This window comes from Pseudoalteromonas sp. CO342X, assembly GCF_004208915.1.
Classification (GTDB): Bacteria; Pseudomonadota; Gammaproteobacteria; order Enterobacterales; family Alteromonadaceae; genus Pseudoalteromonas; species Pseudoalteromonas maricaloris.
This window is the reverse complement of the sequence record NZ_SGPH01000040.1, coordinates 187,104-209,437: the sequence shown is the minus strand read 5'-3', so window position 1 is coordinate 209,437 and position 22,334 is coordinate 187,104. Positions and strand designations below refer to the sequence as shown.

Sequence of the window (22,334 nt, the reverse complement as noted above, 5' to 3'; positions counted from 1 at the left end):
CAGTGTTTATTATGCCTCCATTACACCTAATTTAGCCAGATAAACTGCGACATTTTTTACACACCTCATACCCCGCTCAGAACAATTAAGAAAATTAACTGGTTGATTTAAAAAGTAAACCTAGCAGCTAACCGTTCGCGCAGCTTTGCTCTCTGTCCGTAGAACATCATAGCAGCAATATAAATGTAGACTAAAAGCTATGATCTAACAGCGACACTTGCTCCCTCGTCACACCCTCAAGACATCAACCAATTAACTTATTTCGCGCAGGGAAGCGTGAAAAAGCATAACAGGGCCAAGGACGGTCCTTTTATGCTGGTAATGTTAAAATTGGCTGATGACTTGAGGCTCCTGGTGTGATGCTGGGAGTGCCTTTTCTTTTGCATACTTTTCTTTGGGCAAGCAAAGAAAAGTATGTCGGCGCCCATGGACGGGCGCAGAAACCCGTCACGAGGACAACAGGCCCAACACACCAAGCATTAAGGGTGGCAGTCCTGTTTCTCTACTTGCTGTCTCTTGTTCTACTTGTTTACTCAGCTATCTAGGCCAATACGGAAAATGCGATATCGAAGTCACAAACATCATTGAAGGACTTAATGCGGTGACCGTTGAGTATCTACATCCTTGCGTTGATCAGCAAGGTAACACGGATGAAAAAGAAAATAAGCAAAAGCTTATGACACTGTTTGAGTTTAGCGGCGAAAAAATAAAGCGTATTCGCCACTATTTTTAAGTGGCAATAAATACTCAAAAAATAGACCACATCGATTACCTAAGTGGCCTATTTACGCATTTTGATTATCACTCACCAAGTAATTTAGTTAACCGCTCTTTACGAGCAACAAAGACATCGTAGCCACCATCACCCTTTGATGACAATGCCAGCGCTTTATTTACTTGCTCTAAAGATGCTTGGTATTGTTTGTCGGTTTCATAGCCATATGCTAAGCCGTTGTAGGCATCTGCATTATTTGGATAGCGTGAAACGCCAAACTTAAACAACTTAATTGCTTCTTTCACGTTACCCATGCTTACGTGGTAATAGCCAAGCTCTCTGATCACGGCTTCCTGTGGCTCAAAAGCCTCGCCATATTGAGCAGACAGTTGTTGATAATACTTAGTAATAGAGCTCAATTCACCAGTATAAGCACGCGCAGGCATTCGGGTTGGCAAAAACAGTTTTTGATACGCGCTAAAAATACCAGCTGCAGACACAAGTCCATGCGGAACATTGTCGTAGGCCTCACTGAAAAAGCGCAAATCATGTGGTTGATTTGCTGCTAGAAAGCTCGCCATATCGTCGTACCTTTCGCGCATCACGCCGCCTTCCTCACCAATTGTGATATATAGAAAGTTATCTAACTGCTTCGTTTTGGAAATAAACGCTTTAGTACTCTTTGCTGTCGCGCCAAAGTTCCACCATACCGCTGGACTATAAGCAATATGCGCTTGAAATAGCTCGGGCTTGGCCTGCAAAGCATAAAGAGCAAAAGTACCCGCTGCTGAAGCACCTGCAATGACTTTAAAATCATGAGTGCGGTAGGTCTGGTTCACATAAGGAATAAGTTCAGTCTCGATAAACTCTAAAAACTTGGGTGCCCCGCCGCCAATATCCATAGGTCCTGCCGGCTCTTTATTCTTAGTTGGATAAAGATCTCTTAACCTGTCTGTATTTTCGATTGCAACAATAATAACTTCAGGTGCCGCAGAAACGTTTGCTTCTTGCAAGCGCTCAAGTACAGCGGTCATCAACGGAAGGTTGCCTTTACCATCAAGGCGATAAATAACAGGGTATTTTTTATTGGGGTTGGTGTGATAACTTTTGGGTAGTTGAATGGTAAAAGTTCTCTTTTCATCAAGCACTTTTGACATCAAGGTTTTTGTTTGTTGTTCATATTCTTGTTTTGTCTTTTCTTCGGACTCTGCCATTGCTGATCCCGAAAAGAAAGCCGCTAACGTCACAGCGAACAAGCACTGAACAGCCTTACCAATTCTCATTATTATTATTCCATTTAGTTGATTTCACTAACAAAGCTAGCATAATGGTTCAGGAATTGATAGCACCCCATGTCCCTCTTTTTGCTAGCTTACTTATAAGATAGTCAGCGCGTACTCTTAAACAGAGAAATACAGCAAAGCGGCAATCGCAAAGAAAACCACCCAATCAAAAACAACACTGCTGCAATTATCATTTATGCCACTTCCATTTTATGATTTTACCTAAAAAATGCGCTCAACTAATGCGCGGCTTACTTAACTAAACCATCGACGTTGTTATCCAATACACTATAAATGGCTTTCATGGCGGGATCGACACCATTGAAGTAGCTCGTAGAGTCTGGCAATACCGGCATATGTGGTGCAATCCAAATACGGTGGTCTTCTGAGCGAGAAGTTTGATGAAACTGCGACGAAACGAGTCCAAACACCCCACTGAACGGTAAACGGAACCTTCCAGCTTCACCAATATGATTTGGTCGAGAACCACTTGGCTCTCCAACCAATATAGCATTGGTAAAGCTATCAATATTGGTTAAGAGGTTTTGCGCTGCTGAAAAGGTATTACGTCCCATCACTACAAATAACTTGCCTTCTGGCTTTGCCGCTTCAAAATAAATAAGTGCCTTTAGTAATGGTGGTAAGATGGAGCCATTGCCACCACTATTGTGTCGTAAATCCAGCACCAAGTGGCTTACTTCACCGTGTTTTATTTTCTCTATCAACTCAGCACTAAATTGCGCTAGCGACTGCGTTTTCATCTGTGCAACGGCATTAAACTGTACGTACAAAATCCCATTGCTTTTATCCACTTCGTACCAATAAGGTTTAGTGACGTTTTGCAGATATTGTGGGCTTTTTTGATGATTTTCTGGCAAAGTCGGAAAGCCGTGAAATTCAAATGTTCGACCACTAAGGCGAATGGTCTTTTGCGCGCTCTGTGCATTTTCCAACGTGATAGACACCTCATTTGACGCATCGCTCAACTCTAGTCCAGCGAGTACTTCGGGCATGGCGAGATAATAAGGCGCAAGCCACAGCTGCTGCATTTCATTATCTCGCGGATTAATCTCAGCAACTTTCGCCATTGCTTCTGCGGTTGGTGTTTGTCCAAAGGCTGTGACTTTATAGCCGATTAAATCACTAAACTCAGCTTCAGCATCAACAATGTAAAGGCCATCGATAAAGGCATAAAACTGCACTGGCAAACGAGTGAAATTCCCTTTTTCTCCGAAGGTCGGTACGATAAAGTTATGCCCGTTACCAAGCCTGCCTATCATTTGCATCATACCGAAGACAATTTGCTGATCAGTTAACTTGGGTATATCTGAGCGCAAATTATTTGCCAACGTAATTAAATCCGGGTTGTTACTTGCCTGTTCGTTAACATGCAATCGCTTAATTTCTGAGAGTAAGAAATCTAAATCCGCATTCCACTGCTGATCCCGAGTGAGCGAAGTGTCTTTATAGTTACCTGTAAGACGCTGAAATTGCTGGTTATCTTTGATGGAGTCGAAAACACTTTTATTTGCTAAGCTACTGCGTTCGTCGTACCGCGCTGACAAAGACTTACTCAGCCACTCATTAGCTTCATCCACTTTACTTAGCGCGGCATACGCGCCTGCAATCTTTATCATAATGTCATTTGAGGGGCGCGAACCAGTAGGTACATTGGTTAGGTTTACGCCCAGTGACAACGCCTTTTTTAGTGAAATGATAGCTTGCTCATACTGCGCTAATTGTATTTGCGTTAATCCCAATAGATACCAAGTGTCTCCGTCATCTTGATACGACTTAGTGAGCTTTTGTAGTTGTGGTAACGCCTGCTGCCAGTTTTTGCTACGTACCAGCGCTAGTGCGTTGATCCGTGTATTTAGGTAATCCACTGGGGATTTAACATTTAGCTGCTGTGCAACATGCGCTTGTTCGCTCGTTGATGTCAGCGCCCGAATAGGTTCAGCCTTTGCAGGCTGCGCGATAAACAAACTGCAAAAAGTCAGGCAAGTGGCCACGTGAGTGAGAAAACTTGAATACATCATCTTTATCCTTGTTATCGATTTAACTCTAGGTTACCTATAACAACTTTCTATGGCGTGCAATATAAGGACTTTGTACTTCTACGACTTTTAAAAAACACTCGAAATTAAATCTAAGCAATTGTTTAATATACTTATATTAATTTTGAAAATTGACTTGGAGTGTAACCCGTTTGCTTTTTAAAAACACTGTTAAACGAGGATTTTGAGTTAAACCCAGCATTCATTGCGAGCGCTAACAAGTTGGGCGTTGTTTGCTTTTCGCACTGTAGTTGCTGTTTTACCTCATCGACCCGCAGGCTATTGATATACTCATTAAAGTTGTAACCACCACAAGTATTGATGGCCCAAGAGATATCCTTTACCCCAAGTCCAATAACCTCAGCAACATCGTGAATAGTCAGGCGTGGCTGGCGATATAAATAGTGCAGCATAATCGTGTTATGAATTGCATTGAATATCTCGGTTGGATCTTCTGCCTGTTTATCCACCTCATTGAACGTTATTTCTTGAGCTTGCGTTATGGAATCTTCGAGGTGTGGTTGATTGTGTACTTTGACAACTAGGTAAAGATTAATTACGAGTAACCAAACTAAGTCAATAAAATACCAGAGTGCTTTAGTGCTGATGTCATTGTATGTTTGCATATTGAGTCTAACCAAATCCACCAGAGCAAAGATCACAAACAAGACAACCGTTGTTCTTATCCACTGTAAATCGCGCGTGTTGACGTCCGCTCTGATCTCCGCGGATGCTTGCTGGTAAAGGCCAACAAGTTGCACCGTAAAAGCAAAATAAATCAACTGACTGACAGTACCAAACGCAATCATAAGCTGGGTGTATTCAGTAAATGGAAGCGCCAGCAAAACAGGTAAGAAATGGACTAACCTTCGCTCTTGCTTATGTTGATTGGCATGCAGTAAATTTTTAAACAGAAAATAGACTAAAGGCCCAGTAGCTAGGGTAAATACAGGCGTGATAAGTAAATAACTTCTAACCCCTAACGCTTCTTCAGCAAAGTTGGTTGCCATCAGCACACATTGAAATAACAAATAAATGACGAGCATTCGTGCGCGTGGTTGATTGGCAAAAATTAACATTGCGAGGAGATAAGCCCCAAGAGAGACGAGTTGGATTAGATTAACTGGAACAATGTGAAATGACTGAAGCACAAGCCGTATTTTTATAATTATTTTTTGCTATTGTACGCCACATTGGCTAAAAACAACAACGCCAGCGTGCTAGCTGGCGTTGTAAATATAGCAAAAAACAATTTTACTTCTTCTTTTGCTGCTTACGTACATTTGCAATACGAGAGCGGTTTTTTAATCTTGCTTCTGCACTTGCTTGATTCGAAGGCTTATTCACCCGCGCCTTACGACGTTGATGCGCTGGTTTCTTCTGGATAGTTTCAACCAGTCTTTCACGATTTGCCACTTCGTAGCCAGGCAGATAATAGCGTGAAATTTGCTGCTCGATTAACTGTTCAATATGAATAAGATCTGACTCTTCTTCACGGCTTACAAAGGTGATCGCATAACCAAACTGACCTGCACGACCAGTTCTTCCAATGCGATGAACATAATCTTCGGCAAGATAAGGCACATCGTAGTTAACCACGCGTGGCAGGCCAACGATATCCAATCCGCGAGCTGCGACTTCAGTTGCAACCATAACGCGTACTTTGCCTTCGGTGAACTCTCTTAAAGCGCGACGACGAGCGCCTTGAGTTTTGTCGCCATGGCATACATTTGCATCTATACCATCAAGCTTTAGCTCTTCAACTAGCTTGTCTGCGGTTTCTTTCATATTGACGAACACTAGCACTTGTTGCCAATTTTTGGTCCCGATCAGTTCAGATAGTAACTCGCGCTTACGTTCTTCTTTAACTGGATAAACAACGTGGCGAACCGTGTCGGCTGTACTATTTTCTGGCGTCGCTTGGATTAACTTAGGGTGATCCAACACTTGTTTCGCGAACTGCTTCATTGCCGACGGGAAAGTTGCAGAAAACAACAATAGCTGCTTTTGCTTATCCACCAGCTCAATGATTTTTTGCATGTCGGTGATAAAGCCCATGTCTAACATGCGGTCAGCTTCATCTAACACTAAGTGTTTAACGTTACTTAACGTGACATTACCTAGGCGGATATGATCTAACAAGCGTCCAGGGGTTGCCACTAAAATATCCACGCCCTGCTTTAAGCGCTCAGCTTGGCCATTGGCGTTAACCCCGCCAAACAGTGCCTGCACTTTTAAGTCTGTGTACTTTGCAAATGTCGCACAGTTATTAGCGATCTGCTCGGCAAGCTCACGCGTTGGCGCCAAAATCAACGCTCTTGGCGTCGACTGCGCTTCAGCCTCAAGCAATTTTTGGATGATAGGCAATGCAAAAGCTGCGGTTTTCCCTGTTCCAGTTTGCGCTGTTGCGAGCACATCACTACCTTGACGGACAGCTGGGATAGCCGCCTGTTGAATTGGCGTTAATGTATGAAAATTGATGTCTTGCAGCGCATCTAAAAGAGGCTGTGCGAAACTAAATGAAGAAAACGTTGCCATAATAACCTACGACCGAGTCAAAAACGGTCGCAGATTATAAATGACAAACCGACTTTTAACAAAACTTAAGCAAGGTTTCGTCAATTAATTTTGGTGTCGAGCCAACAAAGTCACTTTCTTTTAACTGAGAAAGGAGTTCAATCCCCTCTTTTTGCTGTGTTTGCGACAGTGGCACATAAGGTAATCTAAATACCGGTTTGACTGCGCCAGTCATAATCAAAGCCGAATTGATAGCAATTGGATTTGGTTCACAGAAGAGCCAGTTCATTAACGGTTGCAATGACTGATTAAGCGCTTGGTTAGGCGTGTCCATCAATTGTCTGAATAAGCCCGGAATGATATTTGAAGCAACAGAAATAACGCCGTGAGATTGGCTGTTATGACGGCTATCGTGGGCTTGATCATCGTTACCCGACCAACACGCAATGCCTTTCGCTTCATAGTGTGCGATACGCTCATCACCCGCACATTCTTTCATACCAACAAAATGCTTGTGGCTGGCCAGCGGCTCTATAATATCAGGCGTAATATCTTGTCCCGTTCTGCCAGGCACGTTGTAAATAAAACCAGGGCCGATTTCTAATACTTCTTTCAGGTGAGCCTTCACACCCGCAATTGAGGTTTTACCATAATACGGGTTTATTTGTAGTGCACAGTGCATACCTGATGCAAACCCATATTCAGTCGCTTTTTTTGCTTCTCTGGTGTTATTGCTGCCGGTATTACCAACAATGAGCAATTTATCGCCAAACTTATTCGCAGAATGGGCAATGAGCATTAAGTGCTCTTCCCAATTCATCAGTTGGCCTTCACCTGTAGTGCCACCGACAACAATACCATCGACACCGCCTGCAATTTGCGCTTCGACTAGCTTGTCGTAAGTATCTAAGTCAATTTCACCCGCCATTGTGTAAGGGGTTTTAATAGCGGTAATTAAGCTTGCTTTTTTTATTGATTGGATCTGATGCATGGTCTTTCTATTACTCTTCCAGTTGACAGCCATTTTTACCATAAATCTGACTGAGATCCGACCCATAAACCTGAGTAAATCGGTTAAATCTAATGAAATTTAACTTTAGTGCTTGTTATTTGCGTAAAGATCCAGCAAAATCAAAAACACTGTATATTTATCCAGTTTAATTTTATGGGACTGACACATTTTCTAAATACGCACTTTTATACCACTTTGGAGCTGAGCAGCAGCTTAAAGATACCTGAAGAACAGCTCTTAGAATGGCAACAAATGAGCCTATTCCCAAATCCGAGTTATAGTATTCAAAATCAAATTAAGTGCAGTTCGTACTTTGGCCTGTACGAATGTGAAGAATATACTGATTTTTATGCCCGAGGCCTACTCAATTGGGGGCAACTTTTACTTAAACATAAAGTAGATCAATCAAGTAGTGCATTTGAGTTATTTCAACAGCGTTACTGTGAAGCACTTGCGAAATGTATTGAAAAAGGCTTTTACACCGAAGATCCAAGCTTTAGTGATGACCTTACAGAGCATGTACAACAAGTTTGGCAACAGTTTTTATGTGGCAAGTATGGAGTGATCAGCCAAAATGGTCTCGTAGAGGAAGCGCTTTATATTGACCTAGGCCGCGCGATTATCGACGACATCACAGAAGCAAGAACCGCCAGCAGCATTGCCCCAGAGCAACGTAGTCAAGTACACAGCGCCATGAAGCTACTGAACAAAGCACTAGCGGCCAATACTCAAGCGGAGCAAACAGAGTCGCTACGCTCTCGATACATTGACCAATTGATTAGTAAGTACGACTTATCAATCAAATAATCTGCCGTCTGGCGCACAACCGTTTCGCCAGACAATCTATGCGTATTTATATTTGCTGTTCTATGTGCGCACGAATTATCTCAAATGCTTTTAAGACCTTTAACTGATCTTTACATAAACTGTCGTACCAAGCATCGAACAGTTCATCATCTTGCTCACTGAGCGTTTGATACTGTGCCAGTAGTGTCACTATGTCACTATGTGTGCAAGAAAGTGTATCTAATTCTTGCTGTAACGCGCTGTCATCGCTGCTGTGAAGCTTAGCTAAAATTGAGTTATCTAACTCAGCATGTTTATCCATAATAAATGCTCTATATCTGTATTGCGTTGGCGAACAAAGTACCTTCGCGAACGTACTAGGTTTTAATTATTTGCTAGGCCTCTCTCATTTAGTGAAGGTTGTTAACCGTTAAGCCAGCCTCAATTGGATCTCACTCTTTTATCTCATATCTATCAAACCAACAGGCTTACATCGATAGCTATATTCCAAAAAAGTCTATTCGCTACTATTCCGGTTAGGTGTCAACACCAATATGACTACTTGAGAAACTATCTAGAACTAGTTATATCAGGCAATTTTAAGGAAAGTAAGCCCCTTTTAATCAACTGCTCAAGATGCATTCAGTTTAGTTCCGCATGCGTCGACAAATTAAGCGTATCGCACTAAATAGCGGCAATAACAAATTAGTTGTTGAGAATAGTTTTTATTTGATTTATATTGATACAATATAACAACACATTATTTAGGAGTCGTTGTCGTGAAACCCAATATCCACCCTGATTATCAACTTGTTGCCTTCCATGATACATCGGTTGATAAGTACTTTATTGTCGGTTCAACCATTAAATCAGACAGAACCGTTGAACTAGATGGTAAGACTTACCCTTACTTCCCAATTGACGTCTCTAGTGCGTCTCACCCTTTCTACACAGGTAAACAGAAGTTGCTGGCAAGTGATGGTCGAGTTGCACAATTTAACCGTCGCTTTAAAAACCTTGCGACTAAAAAAGGATAAACCAAATGAAAGTACTGAGCTCACTCAAAAGCGCTAAAAATAGACCGGGGTGCCAAGTCGTAAAAAGACGCGGTCGGGTTTACGTAATTTGTAAATCTAATCCGCGATTTAAAGCGGTTCAAGGTAAAAAGAAGAAGAAACGTTAAAGGTCAAAATAAGAAACCTAAACTACTGATAATTAATGACTTTCCAGCAGCCAGTTTTAGCACTAACTGCGTTGAATTCACTTCCAATAGCCAGCTATTGGTGCGTACATTCGCCTTGTCTACAGGATGTAGGTACCTTAGCGAGAGCAGGACGCGGAAGCGGTGTTTTCCCTAAAACTCTCTGGCTAGACAAGGAGAAAACTAAGTTGTGCTTTAGCAACAATGAGTTGGAACATTCCTTATCCAAACCTCAGGTTAAGTACGTTTTAAAGGTGGGCATTGCCCACCTTTTAACTAAAAAGCTAGTCTTTTGCTTCCCACAATGAGAATTCGCCTAGTTGAATTAGGCGTCCGCTAGCACCGCCAATTCCATCGCCCTCGCGGGTATGCTCAAGTTCCAAACGATACTGGGTATACGCATTTGGACTCTCGATAGCAAAGCTGTAGTATTCCATCGTATTAGGTAGTTCGTTGAACTGTTGAGTATCTAGCGTAATCCAATTCGTACCGTCATTTGAGCCCTGTAGCTGCCACGCATTAGGGAAGCGATGAGGGTTGTCTCCTGCTGTCGCTAATGAGTAATATTTTGCTGTTTTAGCGCTGTCAAACACATAGTTAACTTGGGCCTTATCAACCTGTTTTATCGGCAACAAGTCAGGCGCATATTGTGCAAGCCAAGCAGGGGCTTCCAACACCACATTAAATTTAGAGGTAATATTTCTATCATTTAGCTTATCTGCTCCCTCATTAAAAGGCACAAGTGCAGTACCGTTTGTTGTTACCTGAGTGCTAGTGGGTGCAAAGTTCTGATAGCCAAGTGGTACTGGTGGTAACTTACCGACGCTTGCAAGGTAGACTTGATACTCTTCAAATACCGCATCAATCCCACGTTGTTCACCAAATATAGATTTAAAAGCGGTGTCTAAACTCCACGTATCAAGCGTTTTTGCTGCCGCATTAAACTTGCGGATAAAATCGGTGTTACGGTGACTGTTTTCTACCCACTCAAAGAAGAATGCTGTTTGATCGTAGGCATCAACATTGTAGTGTTCCATCCAGCGAACTCCACCGCGTCTATGCTCTAAGTAACCAGCATCTATTCGAATAAAGTTAGCCAGCGCTTCTAAGTAGGTATGATAATCCGTGCCCGGACGATATTCACCTTCAGCCGGAACATTATTGTAGCCATGAGTCAGCTCATGCCACAGCACGCCAATGACTTCGTTACGGATAGCCTCATCTCCAAGACCCTCTAGATTGGCGATGTGCTTAACATCAAACCTAAGCTCCATAAATTTGCCTTCACCAGCCTTTGAAGCAGGCGCGTCAAAGTCTCCAGTGATAAAAGTAACGTGCTCAAAAACGTTTATTTCGGTTACATTATTAAATAAGCGCTTGGCAATATTCAAAGAGATCTCATGAATAAGGGCATTTAGATCTGGTACCGCACGTTCAAGCGCCAGCTGTCCTGGGTGCTCTGGTAGTTCCTTTTTCACTTCAATTGCAGGCTCTGGAAACCCTGCCCATGGCGAGACTGGATCCCACACACGGATAAAGTCTTGCTGAACTAATGTCGCTTCCCCTTTGTCATTACTCGCAACTAGTGTAATGGTTTTTGCCCCTAAAGCTTCAAACTTAACCAATGGGCTTTGCTCTGTACTTGTCGCAGGAATACCACCTTCAAACGTCCACTGCCAGTGAGTCGGATTAACTAACGACTCATCTCTAAAAACAATATACTCAGAGACTTCTGGAGTCGTGTTTGTCGCATTAAATGCGACGATAGGAATATCCGATACCGTTTTGATTTCAAGTTCCGCTAGTTGCGTAATATCAGCACCATAGCTATCCGTGCCACCATGTACTAAATCAAATTTGAAGTAGCGATACTTTTCGCCGCTTTCGGCCAATTCAAAATTGCGAGTCAGTCCTCGAGCAGAGAATACTTCTCCCGCTCTTGAGTCCAGTTCAATCCAATCTGATTTATCATTTGAGCCATATACGACCCACTGTTTTGGATCTCGATTCGCTTCATCGTTTGCTGACGTAAAGCTATATTCCCTAAGTTCAATCTCTGTCGCGGCTTTAAACACTACAGTGACGTTTGGCGCAAAAGCGAGGAATTTTGTACTCGTGTTAGCGTCGATAAGTTTGTCGACACTTTCACCTGCGGGCGAGGCTTGTACACCATCCGCTAAAACAGCCTCAATCTCAACTCCAGTATCTGAGGTGATATTACGCAATGCGCCAGAGTCTGGCTGCCCGGATGATTGAGTTTGTTCAGGCTTATCACGTTCAACAAATTCAGACCCATCATTACAGCCTATTAGTGTTGCAGCAACGGCCATTGCCACCGCTGATAGCATTAATTTTCTCATTTCGTTACCCTTTATTATTAAAATTGGTAGTTAACTTTTAGTAAGAACTCGCGCCCGTTCGTGTCGTAATTACCCGCTTTATAGAATGGGTAACTTCTAAACGAGTCGTCTTGAGGCGGCATCGCATTTAATAAGTTTTGAACCGTAAACATCACTCGCGTATTGTCATTGATATAATGACCAATGGTTAGATTATGCTTTATCCATGCAGGTAACTTTTCTCTTTGACCAAAATCAGCACCGTTCCAATTTTTTCCTTTATAATTTACCTGCCATGAAATTGCGGTCTTTTCCAACTGCCAAGTCAGGTTAAACGATGCCATATCTTTGAAGTTATAGTTATCTTGACTGTCTAACACATCTTCAAGCGGATCTTCAGGACGAAGCTTTTCTTTTTTCTTTAAAACATGGCTGTAATCAAGCTTATAAATAAACTCGCCAAGCTCTGACTCAAACGTGCCTTTCACACCAAAATTGACGCCGCCATGCTGCCTTTCTGCGGCGTTTATATAACCTTCTCTGATAATTGCTGCGGTGTACGGTAATCCTTTTTTCGTGTTCCCTAACCAGTCGGTTGCCAGACCGTCTTGGTCAAAACGCTGTACTCTGCCTTGCATATTGGCGCATTTAGCAGAGGACGAGTCAATTAAGCCGTTTTCACACTTCCAGACATTATCAAGAATTTCGCCAGACCCAAGTCGAGTAATTTTGTCTTTTAAGACAATGTCATAAACATCAACATTGAATGACAGCTCAGGGGAGTACTCATACACAAGACCAAAGGTTAATGAATGACCAGACTCTTCTTTTAAAGTTGGATCGCCTGCCGAGATTGTCTCAAAGTCGGCATCTAGCTTTGGCTCATTGCTATTTGTTGTGTCTAAGTCTGCGCAGCTGATAGTTAAGGCATCAGCATTATATTGAGCGGGATCCCCTGTGGTTTGAAAACGTAGACATGCATCTGCAATCACTCTGTCCGAGCCTCGTCCAAAGTTACCAGCAAACCCTTGATATACTGAGCTCATGCTAGGACCACGGAACGTTGTGCCATACGCACTTCTTAGCATCAGCGCGTCAGTAGGAGAATACTTAAAACCGACTTGATAAGTGAATGCCCCACCAACATCAGAAATATCATCATAGTGGTCATAACGCAGTGCTATTTCACTAGAGATCTGTTCAGTAATAGGGATCATAAATTCTGTCGCCGCAGCATAACGGTTACGTTCACCATCGGTGATAACACCAGTCAGACCAACAAACTCTTTATTTAGTATTCTGCTATCGGGCGTCGCTCTCGTCCCTTCTTTCATCAGCTCAATATATGCGGCAAAAGACACAAATCCTGCTGGCAATTCAAATAAATCCCCGGACAGATCTGCTGTTAGAGTTTCATTAAACGACAAGCCATCGTAGGTTGCCCAATCAGCCATGTTATACATATTGTCTTGGGTCAGAGGCGCAAAAAAAGCTTGGTAATTTGGACGGTAGATTGGCATGCCATCAACCTCACCCAACTTTGGTCCTTTTAGCCAGTTATTTCCTTCAACCGTGTGGTGCAAGTACCTATCAGAGAAATCGTATTGTGAACGGCTGAAGCCAACGGAGTAATAGTAATCTGCTATCTCCCCTTCAAGACCAAAACTAAATGAATAAGATTTATCATCGTATACTCGACCTAAGCCATCATTTGTATATTCTGAATCATTCACTATCCGCCACATATACTTAACTGGAGCGCCATAGCCACCAGCTTTATTTTTGATATCAGGATCCCAAAACATGGATCCGTGAATTGACTCTGCATGAGCAAAGAAGAATGGATTTCGTGCCCCTTTCTTTTCTTGATCGATATAAAATCCGTTAACAAAAAAACTGTGTTCGTCGTTGATGCTGTACACCGAGTTGATATACAAACTCATGGTTTCAACTTGGTTACGGAGCAAATTGTTGCCGGTTTCATCCCACCCACAGCTTAGGCCGTAATCATTGCGGCTTATAAAGTGCTGAACCGCAGTCGGGTGTGGATTGTCATCTGTGTTGCAGTACTGCGCTGAGTATTGATTTTTGAACTCGGTATTCTCAGCCCATACGGTAATTGAACGATTGAGCTCTCGCTTGTTTGTTGGATCTGGATTATCCCAAACACTGTCATGAAAAGGTCTGTCGGCACCAGTTAGCGCCTCTTCCGTCTTGTACTCCAGTGAGTAGTCAAACGTAAAATCGTCTTGCTCAAAACCACCAACAAACGACAAGCCTTTTTTATCACCCGTACCATAGGTATCCTGGCCGTAGAATGCTTCGACGACGTGCTCGTCCATACCTTTTTTGGTGATAATATTGACTACCCCAGCCATTGCGTCTGAACCGTAGATTGCAGAGCCACCGCCGGATTGAATATCGATGCGCTCAACCATCGCCGTAGGCAACATATCGAGATTAACAAAATTGGTTTGGCCACCGTAAGGCATTGGGTAATAAGCCAAGCGCTTGCCATTAACTAGAATAAGTGTGTACTCAGGTCCAACACCTAACAGGTTTAACTCCTTGGCGCCAGGCGTATAGGAGCCAGTTTCTACTTCACCGAGAACGGCACCACTAGCAGCGGAAATACTACTCAGTGCGTCATAAACTGTGTTAAAACCACTTCTGACCATATCAGCGGAAGAGAGACTTTGGACATTGGTCACACCCTCAATGGCGATACGTTTAATACGAGATCCTGTCACCTCAACACGTTCTATTTCTTCTGTTGCGGCTGTTACTGAGTTAGTTGCTACCGCTGCAAGAACAGCAGCGGCGATCAGGCTATGTTTATACATTATTGTTGTCATAAGACCCCCACAATTCAAAAGGAACGTTCCAATTTATTATAAAAATTTTATTTCACCATTAGCAAAACCAACAAAGCATCAGGCAGAAATCAAAAAAGGGAACGTTCCAATTATGAGCAATAAAACAAACCTGTCAACAAATTATGTACATTTACAGCACAACACCGACAAATTGTAATCACCTAGTTCTTGCTAGTTCATTGCAATTTCTTGGTATTTAGCCCACTTTGATAACGAGACCAAAGCTTATCAAGGGACTCTCCAGTAACTGATTTTATTGCATCTTCAAATGACCAATTTTCTATTTCTACCGCAGTTTGATTAAAACGATAGGCAAAATCAGGATGAGACTCAGCGAGCCATGCGAGAAAGAACCCAGTGTTTGTGTATCCACCAACCCAAGAATCTGACGGCTTAGGCGAACGGGTTTTATGGTATCCCGCTTGAATGCGAATGAGATCCGCCATTCCTTCAATAAATGCATGTACATCGGGCTCAGAATAACTTCTCTCTTTTGGAAATAGCTGATATCCATGGGTAAGTTCGTGCCAGAGCACACCAAGGAGTTCGTATTCCACTTGCTCATCTGGCTGCCCAGCGAGTTTTTCGGTGATGTACTTTGAACTAAACACGATTTCCATGTTTGTTTCGTCTCCAGAGCGATACGCTATTGTGTCCATCCACTTTAGCCTAAATGTAACTTGCTCAAACTCTGGCAGCTCTGCAAAGTGTTTGTACAACCTAGGGGCCAGTTGGCGAGTTACGTCATCTACCGTACTGGCTATATCAGGAAATAGCGCTTGCAGGCGTTTCGACCCTGCCGACTCAGTATCTTCGATAACCACTTTGACCTTTGGCGGCTCAAAGCCTTTCCATGGTTGATTTGGATCGTATATTTTTAAATAGTTCGCACGGGTTTTAAGGTCGGAGCCATGCGCATTTTTAGTCATTAGAGTAACATCGTAGTTACCAGGCTTGTCATAAACTACTTCAACACTTTTTGTGGTTGGCAGCTTCGTTTTGCCCTCAGCCTTCCAACTCAGCTCTGTTGGTGAGTTTGCAGATATCGACTGCAGAGAAATTGGCTCATTAAGCTTGGCAACGGTTTTGTCTGCAGTAAAGTTCGCCAGTGGTAAGTTTGTTTCTGCATAGAGTGCCAGATCAGCGATTTGCAAAAAGCGGTCGCCCCACTGCGTTTTACCTTCTTGTGCTACAGTAAAGCGCACGTACCTCGCATCCGTTGTTTTGGGTAGGTCAAAAGCGAGTGTTTCACCTCGCCTTGAAAATACCATATTGTTGCGTTTATCAGCCTCTTGCCAAGCCTTGCCATCTGTAGATACGGCTACAGTCCAATGCTTTGGGTCTCGGGCGGGAGCATCTTGGGCTGAGGTGAGACTATATTGTCTGAGCGCTTTTACGTCTTTCAGATCAAATACAATCTCAGCGCTGGATTGCTTAGATAAGAATTTGCTTTTTAGCGACCTATCAACTAATTGCTCTATCCCCTCACCTTGGATTTGCTCCTTTACGTCACTCGTTACAGAGAATGCATCGCGTTCGGTGATGTCGTAGAGCGCATTGGCACTTGCTAATGAGGAGCCACAAAATGAAAGTAAAATTAGACTGGCTAATGAGGAGGTTTTCATTGAAATTTCCCAGATTAAAAACAAACATACTGGATCGTTCCAATTAATAATGCAACTTATTTTGAGTAGATTTTTACGTAATTTTTAATAAGTGCAGAAAAGGATAACGCTATTTCACCGCTTTTTGGATTTTATAGAGAACTAACGAGCGAGCCTGAAAAATCAAACTACCACTCGCTAGTATTTTGTCATCCTAAACTAAAGCTAAGACAGATGAGCAAAGCCGCTGCGATAGAACAAGAAATAACCACAGCGATTAGATAAGTTAACTATTCGAATCTCAGCTTAACTACCAAACAGTAATTCCCAAAAGCTCGGTGGCTCGTGTAGTTTGTGGTATTGCTTTCTCAGCTCATCAATTTTTAAAAGCATTTCACGGGCTTTCTCAATTCTTCCCGAGTCTATTTCTTGGCTCGCTTTAGTAATAGTTTCGAGTACTTTATTCAAGCCCGCAACTGACTCGGCAGACACCTCTTGCTTAAACTGAAATTGCTTACTTTCATTAACGAGTGTAGTCAGCTCGGCTAAGTGCGCCTGCATTTCTTGAGCAGATTGCGCTTTCATAGCCTGCTTATAAATATGACCCATTTCCTTCATGGTTTTATTCAGTTCGCTTGACTCATGCGCAACCCCTGACATCGAAAATAACAACACGAATATAAATACGATTTTTCTCATCAAAGTCCCCTTACTCTTTGCGCGCTAGTATAAAGCAATTAACGTATGAGCTAAATTCAATGCTATGAAAAATATGCGGGTTCCGAATAGCATTCAAAAAAACAGGCAGATAGCGCAACGATTCTAGCGTAAGCTATACTTGTAGCGTATTTAGCAGCACACTTTTTGAATATCAAAAATGTAGAGACTTATGATCCGAAAATTGTTGTTCATCTTTTTACTCTTATCGCCGATGGCCGTGCTATCTGCACAACGATTCAACGTTCAATTTGTAAACCCTGGCTTTGCAACAAAAAATCCTACAGGGGATTTTTGGTATAACGTCAGCAACGTGATGACTGCGGCCGCTACTAACATGAATATTTCCCTCAAAATTAGTTATGCGAAGCGCAACCATATTTTGATGAAATCGCTCGTAGAGCAAGCCTTGAAAAGTGATGCTGATTACCTTGTGCTGGTAAACGAAAAGTCGAGTGTCGTTCCCTATTTGTTAAACACTAAAGCCACCAACATTAAGATTATTTTCTTGCTCAACGGACCGACCAAAACAGAGGAAGTGGCTTTGTTAAAGGCAGGACACCAAATTATTGGCACCATTGAGCCAGACAATTTCCAAGCCGGTTTTAAATTAATGCATCAACTTGCGCGAAAAGCGCTTAGGTCCTCAAATCCATCGCAACATGTATTAGCTTTACTAGGTGACGTGGCGACGACTGCGGCATTAGACCGACAAAAAGGCATGCGCGCATATATTGAGCACCATACGGAGCTAGAATTAATCGCAGAGGCAAATTGTCAATGGTCTCAGAATGAAGCTTATCGCCTCACTAAAGCGTGGTTACAGCGAGACTCCGCAATTACAACCGTTTGGGCTGCCAATGATCCTATTGCTTATGGCGCATTACTCGCTGCTAAAGAGTTAAACCGTAAGATCGTCATAGGTGGGATTAATTGGGATGAAGATATTGCGCCTAAGTTAGATGTTTCGATTGGAGGGCATGTGTTGCTTGGGGCCTATACCTTAGCTCGACTAGCACAATATCATAGAGACTTCACACCGATAGACAGCGTAACCTTATCTATTTTCGAATCGCTGGATGACGCTCATGTACCTTTGTATCATGCCATACATGGAAACTTTCCTGAACACCTGGACTTTTTACGTTACATTAACGATCCAGCGCAATTTACCATTACAGAACTAACTCACTCACTTAATAAAAATAACCACAATAATAATGTGAAGAATTGAGAATTTAAGAACGATTAATTAATGCATTAAACAAAATCCAGAAAGATAATGCAATTTAAACCTGTCTAATATTTACGCATTGACAGCGATGTCAACACCTGTTTTAGTAACAAACGTAAACAACATGTAAAACAGGTGAAATATGAAAAACAGTAATACAGTAGTAAAACTTCTTAAGCTTTCGACCCTTAGTGCCTGCGTTTGTGCAAGCCTTTCAGTTGCTCACGCAGATACACAGCGCGTTATTGTCACGTTAAAAGACAGCGCAACACCAAATGTTCTGCCTGTGCGCTTAAGTCAAGCAGAAACGGCGCAGTTTAAAGCGCAGGCTTTGTCTGAAGCTGCCTACTCCACCTTGGGTACTGCTGCAGTCAACACATTGCCAAGCATTAATGCATATGTTGCCGAAGTTTCTTCAGCGCAAATGCAACAACTACAAGCAAGCGGTAATATTGCACACGTAGAAGTTGACCCTAAACGCTATTTGCCAAGTGTAAAAACTTCAGCAATTGATTTACTCGCTGAAACAACACCTTACGGCATTAATATGGTGCAGGCTAACCAAGTATCTGACGGCTACAGCGGCAACCGTAAAGTCTGTATTATGGATACTGGTTATACGCTAGGTCACCAAGATTTACCTAGCACAGGCATTACAGGTAATGACGGCTACGGTAACTACGACACAGGTGTGTGGAGTAACGATGGTAACGGCCACGGAACACACGTAGCCGGCACAATCGCCGCTTTAGGTGGTAATGGCACAGGTGTGGTCGGGGTGAATCCATCAGGGCAACTAGGTCTTCATATTGTTAAAGTGTTTAACGACCAAGGTAACTGGGCATACGGTTCCGACCTCATTAAAGCAATTGAGCAGTGTGAGCAGGCTGGCGCCAACGTAACTAGCATGAGTTTAGGTGGCAGCGGCAGCTCTACGGCAGAACGAAGCGCATTTGAGCAGAGTTATCAGCGTGGCATGCTACATATCGCAGCCGCTGGCAACGCGGGTAATAGCTCGCTGAGCTACCCAGCATCGTATAATGCAGTTGTATCTGTGGCAGCGGTCGATAGCTCTGAGTCAAAAGCCTCTTTCTCTCAATACAACAGCCAAGTAGAAATTGCAGGCCCGGGGGTTGGTGTAAACTCAACATGGAATAATGGCGCGTATCGCAGTATTAGTGGGACTTCAATGGCAACACCGCATGTTTCTGGTGTCGCAGCATTAGTGTGGAGCCACTTCCCGCAATGTACCGCTCAGCAAATTCGCCAAGTGCTTAATACAACTGCAAAAGACAAAGGCCAAGCAGGTCGTGATACTTCTTACGGCTATGGTATTGTGCAAGCAAAAGCTGCGGTTGATTATCTAACAAATAATGGTTGTGATACTTCAGGTGCAGTCAATGCAAACTTTAACTTCAGCGTGTCCGGCCTCACTGCGACATTTAACAACCAATCAACAGCAGGTAGTTATCAGTGGGAATTTGGTGACGGCGCAACAAGCTCACAAACTAACCCATCACACACCTACGCGAGTGCAGGTACATATCAAGTGACACTCACTGTGACAGCTTCAAATAACAGAACTGCTTCTAAAACACTGGCAGTTACCGTTAGTGATGCACCAGCTGGGTGTAATGGTATCCAAGAATGGAATGCAACTAAGTTCTACAATACGGGCGACCGGGTTTCATTCAAAGGCTTTGAATACCGTGCTACGTACTGGTCACAAGGCGCAAGCCCAGAGATCTACTCAAACGTTTGGACTAAAGTCGCGCAGTGTAAGTAATACCAATTAGTAATTTTAAGTGGCGCTTAAGCGCCACTGTTTAATGCTAACATTGCACTACAACACAGAATAACAGAGATCATAAGCCATTCTTTTGTTGATATTGCCTCTTTAAAAAACCACATTCCAAGCATACTCGCGCTGACTATGCCAATGGCTCTTTTCAATCCTTCAACAAGCCCCGGCTGAATTTCGGTTAACGCCTGCATTTGAAAAATAACAGCGACAGCGAATACCACCGAAGAAATAGTCCAGAGCAACCAATGTGCGCGGAAATTTTGATTTTTAAACTGTGGTCGTAACAAGATTAGATTAACAAAAAATACCATAAAGGTTAGAAACCCAGCATGAAAAGAGAGCGAGCTGTATTGCAAAGCCTGTTTATCGAACACGATGCAAAGCCCCCAGCAAAAAGAGGTGATTGCAACTTGTTTTGCACCTGGCTCTTGAAAAGAGAATCTGCCTCCTTGCAATAAAAACGAAGCAAGAACAATCGCAGCGATTAGTATTGACTGCAGTGTGGTTAAAGGTTCTCCTAGTAGCAACCAAGCAAATACACCTGCAAGTGCTGGAGTGATGGATAACAGAGGCAGGATAACCGCCATTCGCCCAAGCGAAAGCGCCTGAATAAAGTTTACGCTACCAATTGCCGCCAAAATTCCGCTAGCTATCGCAGGCGCTATATAAGCAGAGCTTGGGAGCTGCTTGTCAACAACCAACCAATAGCCAATGTATGCAGGTAAGACTAGCAGGCTAAATATCACCGACATTTGCGCGGCTGAATAATGGCTCGCTAGCCTTTTTCGTAAAAAATCAAATACAGCCCAATTTAACGCACTGAATAAGGCTATGACCATTTATTATCCCTGTTGTAATGCAATTTCCGTTTGAAATTTCATGTAATCATTGATTTTTACATGGTCCGGTTTCCAACCCAATAGAAAGCGATAAAAGTCAGCCCACACCACAGGCCACAACGACTCCCACTCAGAAAGGATCTGAGCGATATCAATAGAGGCTGCTTTGCCTAATAATTCTATTCTCAACATATCTAAATACAACTTGAGATACTCATCAGCATGCAGGAGCTGTTCCTTTTCGTCTAATACCGACGTAATAAACAGCATTAAGTCTGACACACCAATACCCTTTCCGACATACTGAAAATCGAATCCTAGCGCTTGGTCGCCATTAAAGGCAAAGTTAGCAAGCTTGGCGTCGCCATGGATCCAAGTATGCCAATGGCTATTTTTGATACGATCTCGTAATCGTGGCGCCGCTTGTTTAATGCTACTGTGCTGCATTCGCTCAAGCTCATCCGGTCGTGTATCTAGGTGCCAATAGTTTCCTTGTTCCCACACATGCTCTGCTGGGCTTTGTAAAAAGTGAGCATGGAATTTAGCTAACCACCCTATCACTGCTAATATTTGTGACTCGGATGGATTAGCAGTTTGCGAAAAACCTTGAGTTGAGAAGTCTCGAAAGACGATGTAGTCCATCCCTTCACTTACCCCTTCACCTAAATAACTAGGCGTATTGCAGGGTGAGAGTAACTCGCATGCATGATGCTTGTAAAAGTGACGTTCTACTTGATAAGACTTAGCTTTACGCGCAAGCGCTACTGAAGATTGTTCAATTCGCCGATGTGCAATGTCACTAGGCACTTTAGTGCGTTTAATTGCAAGCTTCCCAGCATCATGATTGATAAATAACATATCACCACAACCGCTCCATAATTGTTGCTCTTGCTGTGTTGACATAGGCGCAGAAATTACATCGCTTGGAATACTTATTTTCACTGTGTTACACCTTTTTGTTATTTAACCTGAGAGTCGTTCAATAAACAGCCAAACTTCTTTATTGTATAACTCAGGTTACTTAAACACAGTACAACCCTTTACTTACTATTACGAATGCCAATTCTCTTAATTAAGCTACCTATTTTGAGGCGAGATAATCTTGTCGATAACTCCGCTACCGCCAAGGTACCTACATCCATATAGACAAGTCAAAAATTTTGTTATCTAGTTATTCTAAATAAAAAATTTTTAACGCTGTTAACGTCAGATATGTTCCTTCAAATTGAGCTAGTATTAAGACAAATTGGTATAAATAAGCAAACCGTTTTACAGTGCTTGATAATTATAGCTGGTGTTATTATCTTTACCCAACATGAAAAAGCCCTTAACCAATTGGTTAAGGGCTTT

18 protein-coding genes are annotated in these 22,334 nt (G+C 42.7%); 6 read left to right on the top strand and 12 right to left on the bottom strand.

Annotated features, from left to right (window positions below; translation table 11 throughout):
- Positions 1 to 394 precede the first annotated feature (394 nt).
- Entirely contained in the window at positions 395 to 733 is a 339-nt protein-coding gene (locus tag EXT47_RS24090) for a hypothetical protein (RefSeq protein ID WP_223193526.1), read from the top strand.
- 68 nt (positions 734 to 801) lie between these two features.
- Here EXT47_RS24090 and EXT47_RS19860 read toward each other — a convergent pair whose 3' ends face one another.
- The 5 genes from EXT47_RS19860 to EXT47_RS19840 form a co-directional block, all read right to left on the bottom strand.
- Entirely contained in the window at positions 802 to 1,998 is a 1,197-nt protein-coding gene (locus EXT47_RS19860) for an alpha/beta hydrolase-fold protein (RefSeq protein WP_039495105.1), read from the bottom strand.
- Positions 1,999 to 2,249: 251 nt separating this feature from the next.
- Complete coding sequence (locus EXT47_RS19855; protein ID WP_223193525.1) at positions 2,250 to 4,037, bottom strand: hypothetical protein; 1,788 nt, start codon at positions 4,035 to 4,037, stop codon at positions 2,250 to 2,252.
- A 131-nt stretch (positions 4,038 to 4,168) separates the two neighbouring features.
- The gene (locus tag EXT47_RS19850) at positions 4,169 to 5,065 is read right to left on the bottom strand and encodes an AraC family transcriptional regulator (protein WP_130127395.1); all 897 of its coding nucleotides are present in this window, start codon (positions 5,063 to 5,065) and stop codon (positions 4,169 to 4,171) included.
- Positions 5,066 to 5,309: 244 nt separating this feature from the next.
- Positions 5,310 to 6,593, bottom strand: coding sequence for a DEAD/DEAH box helicase (locus EXT47_RS19845; protein WP_017216738.1), 1,284 nt, complete (start codon positions 6,591 to 6,593; stop codon positions 5,310 to 5,312).
- Positions 6,594 to 6,648: 55 nt separating this feature from the next.
- Complete coding sequence (locus EXT47_RS19840) at positions 6,649 to 7,563, bottom strand: dihydrodipicolinate synthase family protein (protein WP_039495100.1); 915 nt, start codon at positions 7,561 to 7,563, stop codon at positions 6,649 to 6,651.
- Between the two features lie 174 nt (positions 7,564 to 7,737).
- Between EXT47_RS19840 and EXT47_RS19835 the strand changes: the two genes are divergently transcribed.
- Entirely contained in the window at positions 7,738 to 8,391 is a 654-nt protein-coding gene (locus EXT47_RS19835; protein ID WP_130127394.1) for a DUF6058 family natural product biosynthesis protein, read from the top strand.
- A gap of 46 nt (positions 8,392 to 8,437) precedes the next feature.
- Here the strand turns inward: EXT47_RS19835 and EXT47_RS19830 are convergent, their stop codons facing one another.
- Positions 8,438 to 8,692 (bottom strand): hypothetical protein, encoded by a 255-nt coding sequence (locus EXT47_RS19830; protein ID WP_010373062.1) that lies wholly within the window; start codon positions 8,690 to 8,692, stop codon positions 8,438 to 8,440.
- 457 nt (positions 8,693 to 9,149) lie between these two features.
- Here EXT47_RS19830 and EXT47_RS19825 point away from each other — a divergent pair, with 457 nt between their 5' ends.
- Positions 9,150 to 9,407 carry a type B 50S ribosomal protein L31 gene (locus EXT47_RS19825; RefSeq protein ID WP_130127393.1) on the top strand — a complete coding sequence of 86 codons (258 nt, stop codon included), beginning with the start codon at positions 9,150 to 9,152 and terminating at the stop codon, positions 9,405 to 9,407.
- Between the two features lie 5 nt (positions 9,408 to 9,412).
- On the top strand, positions 9,413 to 9,553 hold the full coding sequence (gene ykgO / locus EXT47_RS19820; protein ID WP_010373066.1) for a type B 50S ribosomal protein L36: 141 nt from the start codon (positions 9,413 to 9,415) through the stop codon (positions 9,551 to 9,553).
- Positions 9,554 to 9,855: 302 nt separating this feature from the next.
- Here the strand turns inward: ykgO and EXT47_RS19815 are convergent, their stop codons facing one another.
- From EXT47_RS19815 to EXT47_RS19800, 4 genes are all read right to left on the bottom strand, one after another.
- Entirely contained in the window at positions 9,856 to 11,931 is a 2,076-nt protein-coding gene (locus EXT47_RS19815) for a basic secretory protein-like protein (protein ID WP_130127392.1), read from the bottom strand.
- Between the two features lie 17 nt (positions 11,932 to 11,948).
- Positions 11,949 to 14,765 (bottom strand): TonB-dependent receptor, encoded by a 2,817-nt coding sequence (locus tag EXT47_RS19810; RefSeq protein WP_130127391.1) that lies wholly within the window; start codon positions 14,763 to 14,765, stop codon positions 11,949 to 11,951.
- Between the two features lie 197 nt (positions 14,766 to 14,962).
- Entirely contained in the window at positions 14,963 to 16,411 is a 1,449-nt protein-coding gene (locus tag EXT47_RS19805; protein ID WP_039495092.1) for a basic secretory protein-like protein, read from the bottom strand.
- A 285-nt stretch (positions 16,412 to 16,696) separates the two neighbouring features.
- The gene (locus tag EXT47_RS19800; protein ID WP_039495091.1) at positions 16,697 to 17,089 is read right to left on the bottom strand and encodes a cytochrome b562; all 393 of its coding nucleotides are present in this window, start codon (positions 17,087 to 17,089) and stop codon (positions 16,697 to 16,699) included.
- A 190-nt stretch (positions 17,090 to 17,279) separates the two neighbouring features.
- Here EXT47_RS19800 and EXT47_RS19795 point away from each other — a divergent pair, with 190 nt between their 5' ends.
- Together EXT47_RS19795 and EXT47_RS19790 are read left to right on the top strand one after the other, a co-directional pair.
- Positions 17,280 to 18,341 carry an ABC transporter substrate-binding protein gene (locus EXT47_RS19795; RefSeq protein ID WP_130127390.1) on the top strand — a complete coding sequence of 354 codons (1,062 nt, stop codon included), beginning with the start codon at positions 17,280 to 17,282 and terminating at the stop codon, positions 18,339 to 18,341.
- Positions 18,342 to 18,483: 142 nt separating this feature from the next.
- A complete protein-coding gene (locus EXT47_RS19790; protein ID WP_039495088.1) occupies positions 18,484 to 20,127 on the top strand; it encodes a S8 family serine peptidase in 1,644 nt (547 codons plus the stop codon).
- 26 nt (positions 20,128 to 20,153) lie between these two features.
- Here EXT47_RS19790 and EXT47_RS19785 read toward each other — a convergent pair whose 3' ends face one another.
- Positions 20,154 to 20,984, bottom strand: a complete 831-nt coding sequence (locus EXT47_RS19785) for an EamA family transporter (protein ID WP_039495087.1) — start codon at positions 20,982 to 20,984, stop codon at positions 20,154 to 20,156.
- A 3-nt stretch (positions 20,985 to 20,987) separates the two neighbouring features.
- The gene (locus tag EXT47_RS19780; protein ID WP_130127389.1) at positions 20,988 to 21,926 is read right to left on the bottom strand and encodes a phosphotransferase; all 939 of its coding nucleotides are present in this window, start codon (positions 21,924 to 21,926) and stop codon (positions 20,988 to 20,990) included.
- Positions 21,927 to 22,334 lie beyond the last annotated feature (408 nt).